Raw genomic sequence first — 10,435 nt, forward strand, 5'->3', positions numbered from 1 at the left:
ACGAAGATCATCACTGAAAGCTCGCGTCATATTGCCTCCGACCAAATCACCAGTCGGGGCAATGGAACCAGAGTTCGGCCAACAAGGGAATCCTTAACGCGATTCCGCGTTCAGCGGACGTGCTCTAGAAAATCTGAGGGTTGCTATTGGCCCGGACCACCGTCTTAAACCAGCCACGAAGGGCAGCGTGATCTACAAACCGGCACTCGGAATAGAGCTCAAACAGTTGGGCGGAAGTTTCCGGACAAATGGGTTCAGCACCCCGTTCCAGCCGGGCCGAGAATGGAATCCCCCTAACTATTTGTAGCCTCGACAACGTGCGCTCAATACAGAGGTGCTCAGCCCAAGGCCGGAGAGGTAGCCTGAATTAAGAGGCCCGGCCGGGGCGTTAGCAGCGGGTGGGAGCCGGGCCTCAGAACTGATAGACATCAGTGATCCAATTATTCAATCACGTGATATTCCGTCAAGTACAAATGATAGATATCCCCAGAACTGGGCATGATAATAGAGCATTCGCAAAGCACCAATGTTCTCATTTAAACAGTCAGGAGATTATCCATCATTCGGATAATGTGTTATTTGCAGGAACACCGGGAATCAGAAGCATTTATGAAATACAAGGCTCTCCCTCGGGGTAGCAGCGCTCTTGTGGTGTTGCAGGCACGGCATATGGCCGCTAGCAAGGTTGCCCCGACTTAAAAATCGCTCGGCTGCATCTGTAAATCGCGCAAAGGCGTCTTTCGACGAGTTTGAATAATCCGCCCGTTGCCGCTTCGATCTCCTCCTCGGTAAAACCAAGTGCTATCAACGCCATAAGGAATTGGCGATGCGTATCTTTTACAATATCGCTACGATTCTTCGAAAAACCGACGGGACAATGTAAATTGCTGCTCAATTGGTCGACGATATCGAAAATTTGCTTATAGCGGGGTGTCATTTGCTTCCACCTTTTTGGCGGTTACTCCTGGATCCGCAGGCGAATCAGCTTGTGTGCAGTACCTCCAGATCAACCAGTCCTTCTTTGACAAGAGACTTTAACAAGGCACCATTCTTGAGATGCCTTTGCTCAATAAATGGAGTCATCTGAGGCCTTTGAGATCAACAGCCGTGAACCGCCACCGCGAATATCCGGCATGAGGACATAAAATTTTTGAGCTTTGGTTGCCCCTTCTTGATCGGCGCCGATGATCGGGCTCAGTCGCTTTGGCTGCTGGCATTTTTAGCTCCACCGTATATCAAAGAACACGATGTTCTGAATTCTTGACATTTTCCTCATCAACATCATCGGAGTTGACGGGCCGCCGCCGCTGGACAATTCGCGACGTTCTAAACGCCAACTTCACCGAACACCCAGCATATTGGTTGATCGGGGCTAAAAATAGTGGCGGGGCCACCCCTTTTTTCATGCTCATTCATATGTACTTGTATTGTTCGTACTTATATTTACATAAGTTTATTATCTTCTTCTGTTTGGAACGCGAGGCAACATGGCCACAGTCGATAGCAAAACATCGCAACAAGCCCTGGACATGATCCTTGCGGCAATCGGACTGAGCGAGGCGCAATATAAAGGTGACATCACGATCCAGGGCAAGGATCCTGTTTTGGCTTCACGTCATCGTTTCGGTGAGCTGATGGCTGCTGCTCAAGCGGCTTTCGGCATGGCGCTCGGAGAGCTCTGGCAATTGCGAGGGGGTGAGCCGCAGAATGTGACAACCAGCGTGCGCAACGCAGTGCATCAACACCATGGCATTGCATTCATGCGTCAAAACGGCCGGTTACTTCCCTTTACCGACTATGGCGCAGTTGGTGGCGTCGATTCCGCCTTGAGTGGTGAATTCTATCCGACCCGAGACGGGCGTTTCATTAAAATCGAGTTGTTCTATCCCCGGCTGCGTGATGCAGTTTTCAAGGTTCTCAAATGTGCCCCGACTCGGCGTGCGGTAGAAAGCGCGATCATGCAGTGGGACGCTGAGGCGCTGGAACGGGCGATCCGCGACGAGACAGGGGCCATCGGAATGGTCCGTAGCACGAAAGAATGGCTGACCCATCCGGTGGGTCGCCGTTTGGCGGAAAAACCCGTAATCGAGATTGAGAAGATCGGCGACAGCGATCCCGTTCCGCTCCCCTCCGGTTGCGATGCACCTTTGGCGGGCATTCGCGTTCTCGACTGCACTCACGTCATCGGCGGACCGATTACCGCACGCACGCTCGCCGAATTCGGCGCCGACGTACTGCATATCTCCAAACCCAACTATCCAGATCACCCCAACTGGCGCCTGGAAACCGGCATCGGCAAGCGCGCCGCCTATTGCGACTTCGATGACGAAGCTGACATGCGGCGCTTTTTTGGCCTGCTCCAGCACACCGATGTCTTTACCTGCTCGTATCTCAACCTCGATCAGAAGGGCATCTCTCCGCGACGCCTTGCCACCAGCCGGCCCGGCATTATTGCCCATGAGTTGCGCTGCTTCGATTTCGAGGGCGAATGGGCAAACTTCCGCGGATTCGATATGATGGCCGTAACCGTATCCGGTTACGTCGATACCGAGGGTGCGATCGACGCACCCCTTATGCCGCTGCAGGTGATTTTCGCCGATTATCTTGCAGCCTATGTCGGCGCTGCCGGTATAGGCGCGGCACTTTATCGCCGAGCGATCGAAGGCGGCAGCTATCGGGTCGGCGTGTCGCTGACACGCATGTGCATGTGGGCGCAGGAGTTGGGTCTGCTCGGACCGGATGCGCTCAACGGTACGCTTCCGTTCGCCGATATTGCGAAACAAACCGACGTCCCGGTGACGAAAATCGACAGTCCATTCGGCGAGATCACCTATCTGCCGAGCCTTATCGAAATGTCCGATGTAAGGCCGGGCTACACGCGCGGCCCGCAGCCTCTCGGTTCCTCATTGCTGCAATGGCTGGACTGACGCATCTGCCGATCCGATCACCGAAGGAAATGACAGTCTCATGGACGGTGCTGCGACGATCGGTTGAACCCGCCCATATATACTCTAGAAATACCCAGAGCGTCTGGCGGAGGCCGGAAAGCGTTGGCGACAGTTATACGATAGAGGAAGGTCATGAGTGAAATCTATGTAGAGAGCGAATTCGCGCCGCTTCGAACGGTTGTCCTGGCGCAGTCCGAGTTGGCGTTCTCCGAAAGCATGCTTCGAGATCCAGACATGGACTTTCTGCCCTGCCGCCAAAACATTCGGTTTGCCCCCGGCCAGGATTTCCGCGATGCCGATTCGGAGGGCCAGGCAGCTTGGGAAAAGGAGAGAGAGAACTTCCGCACCGTCCTGGAGAAGTACGGCGTCGAGGTTCTTCGTCCACGCATGCTGACGGATGCCGAGAAAGCAGCCGCCCGCGACGACGGCTATGCCAACTTTTTCATACGTGATCCTTTCTTTACGGTCGGCAACGTCGTGGTCGAAGGGTCGCTTCGTTTTCTGCATCGCCGCCACGAAGTGCTCCCGGTCCGCAACGTGATGCGCGAGCGCATCATGCCTTCACCCTGCTCATACGTAGCAGTGCCTATGCCCGAGGTTGTGGCATCCGGCGACGCCACGCTGGGAGCTGGTCCCTTCCTTGAAGGCGGCGACGTTCTGGTTTTCGGAAAGCAGGTTTTCGTCGGCTCCTCGGGGTTGGCTTCCAATGCCTTCGGAGCGGAATGGCTCGCAAAGCTTTTGGCACCGTATGGCTACACGATTGAACTCATTCGTCTGAGGGAAAACATCCTGCATCTCGATTGCGCGCTCGGCATGGTTCGCGAAGGCCTCATGGTGGTCTGCGAGGAAGCATTTAATGATGGCATTCCCGCGCGTCTCGCGAAATGGGATCGCGTTCCGGTCTCGATCAAGGACGCATCGTGCCTTGCCACCAACGGCCTGCCGATTACGCCCGACATCTACGTCACGGACCCGGCCTTCAGTTTCGTCGGTGACGAACTGGAGCGTTATGGCATCACAGTCGAGTATATTGACTATAGGATCAGCCGGTCATTTGGCGGTGCGTTCCGATGCAGCACACAGCCCCTCTGGCGTGCCTAACGGGTCGATATCCATCACCTCCTGAACCAGATTGCAAGGCTGTTGATGCCGGGGCGAAAGTCGATCGGCTCGCGGCGCAACCCGTCGCTACCGCGATAACCGGTCTCCATCGTCTATCAGAGTGAGGCGGACAGGTAACGCATCGCTCCAGTTCCAGAGGACGAGATTGAGATCGTCACTGGTCGCGCCGGGGCGAAGCTCCTGATAAGAAGCCCATGATATCCGGCCGCACTAAGCCTTCGGGCAAAGGATTGTATCTGCGCTTTCATCTGGTCGCGCCAAGTCGTGTCGGCGAGCGCGGTCGCATCCATCCCCTCCGTTTGCAAAGCGGCATCGTCGCGACTGTCGAAAACGCGTTCAATGTCCGCGTCGTATGATACGAGCATCATCGGTGCAGGCTGCCGATCTGATTGGTCTCCCGTAGCGCAGTCATGACCGACAGGGATGCATAAAGTGCCGGTGTTCCCTTCCTGTTGATTCGGCCACCGTAGTAAAGCTCTACGCCACGACCGGACAGCGGTTTACGCGCATAGATGGGATTCAGCGCCTGGTACAAAACTCCTTGGAAACGCATCGACCGGCTTAGGTGTGAGTGCCGGCGTCGACAGCGTCGAGCACGTCATCGGCACGTCCGTCACGGAACAATTGCATCGCCGTCTGGCCGGAAAAGCCAGGCAGGGGTTCCGACCGATACCAGGCGTAGGCCATAAGAGCCGAGCCGAAATGAGGCTCGACCTTGTTGAGAATCTCCGCCACCTCACGCAGGCGCCGCTGAGTCTTGTCGCACCGAATGCGATCCTTGCGCTGGATCACGTCTTTTCCGAGACCGGCCGTGCGAGCGATTTCCTCGCTCGTCGTGCACAAGGCGTCCGCGATCTTTTGTGGCGAGAAAAGCCCACCATCGGCATATTGAGCAAGGCTCATGGCGCTTACCTCCGCTTCAGAATGCCAATTATTGTGACGCTATATATCGTCAAAATTCGCGGCTTTTAATAGGAGATATGAAAAGAGGAAAGGAATATCGGCTCCACGCGGAGCTGAGCCGGTTAAACGCGGGTCGACTCCATAGCCACGCTTGTTACGCCACAGAATTTGGACCGAGCTGCGAGGTCATGCAAATCGTAGTGAAGGTGCCCAAGGCGCCCGCCCCCATCTGCGCCACCGGTAAAGCAGATTGGGCGCAACCCCATGACGCCTGGCCGCCGACGAAACCGTCTCGTCCGGCTCGAAACTCTCCTCGACAATCCGCAGCTTATGCTCGGCGTCGATACTCGTTAGACATAAGCCCATCCTCAAGCCTGTGCTTGAGCCCTCCTGCTTATGCCGAGTGTCCGGTCAAAATGGGGGGCAGTTCACACCGTCGTGGTTCCATTCAAAGCGGTGGCGTCATGGCGTCGCTTCTGGCAGCGGCATAGGAGCGATAACCCCATCGCGGGTGAGGTCCAAAAGGACCGAACGGCCTGAACACTGGCCCGCGGAAGGAAAACAAACCTGAATTCCACCCTTGCCGCTTGTGCCGCCGCCGCTTTGGTTGCGCTCCCGTTCCCTTTGCTCAGCAATCTCCTTTTGCTGCGCCTCTTCCTGTTGACCGGTTTGCGTTTCAATCGCGGGCGCTTCTTTAGACCCGACCATCCAAAGAAGCACGAAGCTCAGGATAGAAACCGGCCAGAATGGTGCTTCAGAAGATCGGTTTAAAATAGACATAGAAGGTACTCCAGGGATGCTTCTGCATGGCAGACAGAGCGCCGTTTCCAATAAAGCTCTTCAGACCGCTATCTTCCAAAGCCCCGTCCCAGTCGACGACCGCCTCTTCTGGCCATGGATCTAATCGGAACATGGCCGCAGGGTCGTCGGCTGCTCAACAAGCTTCACGCCTGACAGATGTGACTCGCGGCGTTAGAGCTGTCTATTCCGACGCCACAAGGCATACCAATCCAAGAAACATCTCCATGTTTCGTGAACCAAGGAATATCGGGTTCGTGGCGAATAAATAGGGGCACCAGCGCCCCTATTTATAAGTGAGCGTCCGGCGAAACGCATTTTCGCGCGCTCGATAATCTCGGGGTCGCATAGCTCATCGACGAGGAACTGACGGATATCGCAACCCCACACGTCCGTGTGTCGGCCAGGAGATCCTGAACGCCCTCTACGCCATATGCCGTCAGGCCTCTCGTGTCGTGTTCGCTTCCGTCACTGACGTTTACCATTTCGCCTTCGGCAATATTGTCAGCATGGCAACGATCTCCTCGAGCAATTCGAGGGTCTCGCCGATCAGACGGCGACTTGTTTAAGCGTATAGATGGTCTGTGAGCATGCCGCAGGGTATCGTGAGCGCGAAAATCTCCAAAAACTCCCCGATCTGCGAGCGCTCTCATCACCGGGTAGCCAGTATCGAGGCCATACGACACGTGACAGCCTCTTTCCGGCGCCTGATGCGGTGATTGTAGAGTGAGGCGGTGAATAGCCCCTAGATTTGTAGACAGCTTCTTTCCAAATTTTGAGGCAAGAAGAGCATCATGAGCAAATCGAATTTCAGCGAAAATTTTAAGCGCGACGCTGTGCGTCAGATCACTGAGCGGGGCTATCCGGTTGCAGAGGTTTCTCAACGGTTGGGCGTTAGCCAGGATTCGCTCTACGAGTGGAAGAAGAGGTTTGCGGCGTCGAAAGCCAAGAGCAACGACGAGGCCGAGGAGATCAGGCGGCTGAAGAAGGAGTTGGCTCGTGTCACCGAGGAGCGCGACATCCTAAAAAACGATCACGGGCTTTGGTCCGCCTGCGCGCGGTAGAAACAGGCTGTGCTACGCTGGCCGCCGGAGGGGGAGTTGCCGACTGCTTATTGGAGGCGATCGACCCCGTTAAAAAACGTGGCACATGGGCTGTTGCGGACTTGAGAGTGGTGACGTTGCGTTAGCGGCGATCCCGGTTAGGAAAATGACGAACTTGCGCGGCCCAGCCCCTCCCAACCCAAAGGAGGAGAAGCCATGCCGAAGACAAGTTCATCTACACCGCAGAACCTCACGCGTATGAATCCCGGTGCAGCAGCCATCGACATCGGGTCCACGATGCATATGGCCGCGGTCAATCCGGACAGTGACGATATGCCGATACGTGCTTTCGGCACCTTCACCCACGATCTGCATGATCTGGCCGCTTGGTTCAGATCCTGCGGCGTGACGAGCGTGGCGATGGAGTCGACCGGTGTTTATTGGATACCGGCCTTCGAGATCCTCGAACAGCACGGGTTCGAGGTGATCCTCGTCAACGCGCGCTATGCAAAGAACGTCCCGGGCCGGAAGACCGCGGTCTCTGGGCTACGAACTGGCACCCATGGCTGCTGGAGAGTGTGTTTCTTAGGAAAGCGGCCGCGTATTTCGCCAGGGATGCAAAGTGAAGTACGCGTTCATTGCCTTGCATCGCTTGCGGTTCTCGGTGCGGACGATGTGCTGCCTGCTGAAGATTCATCCGAGCGGATTCTACGCCTGGCTGAAGAGCCCGTTGAGTAGGCGGGCCATTGAAGACAAGCGGCAGACCGATTTTCTCCAAAAGGCCTGGGAGGAACGCGGCAAGGTCTACGGCTATCGTAAACTGCACGACGACCTTCTCGGCCAAGGCGAGATGTGCTGCCCGAACCGGGTTGCGCGTTTGACCCGTCTTGCTGGGATCAAGCAGATCGGTTACAAACGCCGTCCCGGCATCTATGGCGGCAGACCGTCTGTCGCCGTCGACAACTCGCTCGACCGGCAGTTCGACGTGGCGGCTCCGGACAAGGCGTGGGTTACCGACATCACCTACATTAGGACCTGCGAGGGCTTCGCCTATCTCGCCGTCGTCATCGACCTTTATTCTCGCCGTGTGATCGGGTGGGCAATGCAGAGCCGCCAAACAACGGATGTCGTGCTATAAGCTCTGCTCATGGCTGTGTGGCGGCGCAAGCCGAAGAACCAAGTGCTGATCCATTCGGACCAGGGCTCACAATTTACCAGCATGGACTGGGCATCGTTCCTCAAGCACCACAATCTGGTTCACTCGATGAGTCGACGCGGCAATTGCCACGACAACGCCGTGGCCGAGAGCTTCTTCAATCTTCTGAAGCGCGAACGGATACGCCGCAGGGTCTATCGTTCTCGCGATGAGGCACGCCAGGATGTGTTCGATTACATCGAGATGTTCTACAATCCGAAACGCAAACACGTCAGGAACGGGATGCTGTCGCCCGTCGAGTTCGAAAAGCAGCAGCAAATCTAACCCGAGGGTGTCTACGAAAATCGGGGCTATTCAGTTTGACCGCGGAGCAGCATGGCAATGAAGTGATTGTTGACGAATTATTCATAGGCTTAACCGCCATGCAACCCTAAAAATAATATCGATCTATGAGCTTTAATTAGGGGGGCTGGCGCCCCTTTTTTATCCGCTACGAACCGGCTATTCCTTGGCTCACGAATGGCCCGCAGAAGGAAGGGGCGGGGAATAAAGCGTCTTCCCTGCCCACTGTGGCTCAAAGCAAAGGAGATGAATGTGAAGAAAATGGTCCTGTCTTTGGCGGTGATGTCAGCTGTTTTCAGCGCGGTTGTTCCTGTGTCCTATGCACAAGATGGAGCAGGATCATCCCTGCCTTTGTGCGACAGCATTGATGCAGATAATTATGTAGGGGACTGCCTTACTGCAAACGGGGGGCTAGTAGAGCTTCCGTGTAACCCCTGCGGGTGAGACGACAGCCGTTACACCTATCGCTCGCTTTCGCGGTCGCGTCCGTAATTTCTGAGCTTGGAACAGGATGCGTCCGCTCTTGGCGCAAACTTGGTCGTCCCATCACGCCGAATCTTCGATATCAATCCAAACAGATGGTCAAGGTGCAAGACCGAGGCCGGTTAAGGCGTGCATATTTTGTTCATTGAACAGGAGATAATATTGAAAACTGTGTTGATCAGTTTGGTCGCTATTACCGCTACGACTACAGCAGCAGTCGTGGCTCCCAAAGAGTTGCCAGCCCAATCTGAGAAGATGCCTGTTACCGGCATTCTCAGTGCGTCTAACTCGGAAGGCATTATCAAATATTGTGCCGAGAAAGGATTCATCTCTTCTGAAGAGGCTGAGACGGCCGATGCCGACAAGTGGCTGGAACCAGATATCGATCCGAAGGTAAGGACTCTGTCTCAACAAGCGGAGGCTGTAGGCAAACGGGGCGTCATGTTTACCTTCGGGGAAGGGGAAAGTTCAATTCCTGCCGCCACCCTTGAAGACATTGCTGCGCTAGATGACACCACGCCTCAAAGCATTTGCCAGAACCTCGCTCATGCCGGTGATGAAACCACGGGACCCGCTGATGAAGACAAACAGCACGATTAAAGCCAAAAGAATGGAATCGTGCACTGTTTGAGAATATTAATGTGACAAACATCATTTCTTGGCTGGCCTGGGTTCTTACCATCGTGGGAATTGCGGGGATGGGCACCGCTATGTGTCTGACAAATATGGATACCAGGGGTGTTGTCCAGGAACCATGGGGCATAATCGGACCGTCTATCTATCTTTTTATTGCAGGGGTGACCGGAATGCTCGTGACGAAAGTGGTGCTGGCCATTTTATCGCGCAAGAAGAAGCAAAACAAACAGGAGAGATGATATAAATTGACTCTCCAGATTGTTCTGGACCTGCCCCAAGGTTGACTATCGAACGTAGCCTTCTGCCCGGAAAATTTATGGTGTATTGTCGGATGTGGTTCAAACCATTGAATGACGGAGAATTTGGTTGGTTACACCGATCCGAATCATTCCAACTGGTGGAGAAGAGGATCGTCGTCGGATCTACCGAGAGCGAAAGACGCTGACCGCTGAGAGGATGTTGCACGTAAACCGGATCAAAGGCTTCACGTCCTTCCTCGACGACGGCAGGCAGGACTTGCCTGACGAACAATGCTGCCGAGCGAGCGCTTCGGGGCTTTGCAACGTGGCGTTCATTATACACCCCTTCTTCAAGTGTCTGTAAACATTGGAATTTGAGTTTCCGACGGCGACTAACACGGGCACCCTTTACGCGTCATCGCAGTGGCGACGCGAGGATCGCGAAGATCCGAGCGCACTTCCGGGAAGGATGACGCCTGCCCGCCTGCCCGCCGTTGCAATCAGGTCACGGTGATAATCGAGCGAAGTTTTGCGACCGAGGTTGGCGCCGGCGTCACCGTGAGCGGCCCACATGCTGCCGCGCGGACCTTCGTGTACGACATCATGCCTGATCGCCGCGCGAATGATCGCTTCGTTCGGGTAGTGTCCAGAATCTTTCGCCCTTTTTATGAGGCGACGGCTCCGTGGGTTGAGGTCTGCTCCGCGTAGAGCGGGTCCATATTCATGTATTTGCGCGTCGACCACTGACTGCCCGCGATGTGCCTC

General features: G+C 55.3%; 8 protein-coding genes and 7 pseudogenes. 7 read left to right on the forward strand and 8 right to left on the reverse strand.

Annotation, left to right across the window (positions count from 1 at the left end):
• Positions 1–676: 676 nt before the first annotated feature.
• Positions 677–937 carry a RuvA C-terminal domain-containing protein gene (locus DUT91_RS23800; RefSeq protein WP_114442888.1) on the reverse strand — a complete coding sequence of 87 codons (261 nt, stop codon included), beginning with the start codon at positions 935–937 and terminating at the stop codon, positions 677–679.
• Between the two features lie 550 nt (positions 938–1,487).
• Here DUT91_RS23800 and DUT91_RS23805 point away from each other — a divergent pair.
• Together DUT91_RS23805 and DUT91_RS23810 are read left to right on the forward strand one after the other, a co-directional pair.
• Entirely contained in the window at positions 1,488–2,927 is a 1,440-nt protein-coding gene (locus DUT91_RS23805; RefSeq protein WP_114442889.1) for a CoA transferase, read from the forward strand.
• 219 nt (positions 2,928–3,146) lie between these two features.
• Positions 3,147–4,049 carry a dimethylarginine dimethylaminohydrolase family protein gene (locus DUT91_RS23810; RefSeq protein WP_245419978.1) on the forward strand — a complete coding sequence of 301 codons (903 nt, stop codon included), beginning with the start codon at positions 3,147–3,149 and terminating at the stop codon, positions 4,047–4,049.
• Positions 4,050–4,136: 87 nt separating this feature from the next.
• Here the strand turns inward: DUT91_RS23810 and DUT91_RS23815 are convergent.
• From DUT91_RS23815 to DUT91_RS27600, 6 genes and pseudogenes are all read right to left on the reverse strand, one after another.
• A pseudogene (locus DUT91_RS23815) lies at positions 4,137–4,623 on the reverse strand (RES family NAD+ phosphorylase).
• Between the two features lie 8 nt (positions 4,624–4,631).
• On the reverse strand, positions 4,632–4,973 hold the full coding sequence (locus DUT91_RS23820) for an antitoxin Xre/MbcA/ParS toxin-binding domain-containing protein (RefSeq protein ID WP_114442891.1): 342 nt from the start codon (positions 4,971–4,973) through the stop codon (positions 4,632–4,634).
• 228 nt (positions 4,974–5,201) lie between these two features.
• Positions 5,202–5,309, reverse strand: a pseudogene (locus DUT91_RS23825) (transposase); the annotation flags it as partial.
• Positions 5,310–5,435: 126 nt separating this feature from the next.
• Positions 5,436–5,753 (reverse strand): hypothetical protein, encoded by a 318-nt coding sequence (locus DUT91_RS23830; RefSeq protein WP_114442892.1) that lies wholly within the window; start codon positions 5,751–5,753, stop codon positions 5,436–5,438.
• Positions 5,754–6,095: 342 nt separating this feature from the next.
• Positions 6,096–6,350, reverse strand: a pseudogene (locus tag DUT91_RS26980) (hypothetical protein); the annotation flags it as partial.
• A gap of 59 nt (positions 6,351–6,409) precedes the next feature.
• Positions 6,410–6,457 (reverse strand): annotated as a pseudogene (locus DUT91_RS27600) (hypothetical protein); the annotation flags it as partial.
• A 108-nt stretch (positions 6,458–6,565) separates the two neighbouring features.
• Between DUT91_RS27600 and DUT91_RS23840 the strand changes: the two are divergent.
• The 5 genes and pseudogenes from DUT91_RS23840 to DUT91_RS23860 all read left to right on the forward strand — a co-directional run.
• Positions 6,566–6,799 (forward strand): annotated as a pseudogene (locus DUT91_RS23840) (transposase); the annotation flags it as partial.
• A gap of 231 nt (positions 6,800–7,030) precedes the next feature.
• Positions 7,031–7,357: pseudogene (locus DUT91_RS23845) on the forward strand (IS110 family transposase); the annotation flags it as partial.
• Positions 7,358–7,412: 55 nt separating this feature from the next.
• Positions 7,413–8,294 (forward strand): annotated as a pseudogene (locus tag DUT91_RS23850) (IS3 family transposase); the annotation flags it as partial.
• A 663-nt stretch (positions 8,295–8,957) separates the two neighbouring features.
• Positions 8,958–9,395 carry a hypothetical protein gene (locus tag DUT91_RS23855; protein ID WP_147272264.1) on the forward strand — a complete coding sequence of 146 codons (438 nt, stop codon included), beginning with the start codon at positions 8,958–8,960 and terminating at the stop codon, positions 9,393–9,395.
• A 41-nt stretch (positions 9,396–9,436) separates the two neighbouring features.
• Positions 9,437–9,670, forward strand: coding sequence for a hypothetical protein (locus DUT91_RS23860; RefSeq protein WP_114442894.1), 234 nt, complete (start codon positions 9,437–9,439; stop codon positions 9,668–9,670).
• 408 nt (positions 9,671–10,078) lie between these two features.
• Here the strand turns inward: DUT91_RS23860 and DUT91_RS27690 are convergent, their stop codons facing one another.
• Positions 10,079–10,414 carry a DUF3991 domain-containing protein gene (locus tag DUT91_RS27690; RefSeq protein WP_114442896.1) on the reverse strand — a complete coding sequence of 112 codons (336 nt, stop codon included), beginning with the start codon at positions 10,412–10,414 and terminating at the stop codon, positions 10,079–10,081.
• Between the last annotated feature and the right edge of the window lie 21 nt (positions 10,415–10,435).

Source organism: Paramesorhizobium salinisoli (assembly GCF_003335045.1).
Classification (GTDB): domain Bacteria; phylum Pseudomonadota; class Alphaproteobacteria; order Rhizobiales; family Rhizobiaceae; genus Paramesorhizobium; species Paramesorhizobium salinisoli.

What these genes read in the sequence shown, in the direction of transcription:
- DUT91_RS23805 (WP_114442889.1), top strand. Translation starts at nt 1,488, where the DNA reads ATGGCCACAGTCGATAGCAAAACATCGCAACAAGCCCTGGACATGATC.
- DUT91_RS23800 (WP_114442888.1), bottom strand. Translation starts at nt 937, where the DNA reads ATGACACCCCGCTATAAGCAAATTTTCGATATCGTCGACCAATTGAGC.
- DUT91_RS23830 (WP_114442892.1), bottom strand. Translation starts at nt 5,753, where the DNA reads ATGTCTATTTTAAACCGATCTTCTGAAGCACCATTCTGGCCGGTTTCT.
- DUT91_RS23820 (WP_114442891.1), bottom strand. Translation starts at nt 4,973, where the DNA reads ATGAGCCTTGCTCAATATGCCGATGGTGGGCTTTTCTCGCCACAAAAG.